1 rRNA gene is annotated in these 245 nt (G+C 52.2%); it reads left to right on the top strand.

Features of this window, described 5'->3' with window-relative positions:
• Positions 1 to 142 precede the first annotated feature (142 nt).
• Positions 143 to 245 (top strand): 5S ribosomal RNA (gene rrf / locus MFP24_RS00080); the annotation flags it as partial.

Here is a 245-nt window from a genome sequence, read left to right as displayed (position 1 = left end):
GCTAACCGGTACTAATGACCCGAGAGGCTTAACCTTACAACACCGAAGGTGTTTTGAGAGCGACTCAGATATTTCAGCTTGTTCGTGGATTGGTTCTGATGGTTGCAGAGAAAACTGTAACGGTTGGAATAAAACGAATTTGCCTGGCGGCGATAGCGCGGTGGTCCCACCTGACCCCATGCCGAACTCAGCAGTGAAACGCCGTAGCGCCGATGGTAGTGTGGGGTCTCCCCATGTGAGAGTAG

This window comes from Brenneria tiliae, assembly GCF_023347575.1.
Lineage (GTDB): Bacteria > Pseudomonadota > Gammaproteobacteria > Enterobacterales > Enterobacteriaceae > Brenneria > Brenneria corticis.
This window is presented reverse-complemented; position numbering and strand designations above follow the sequence as displayed.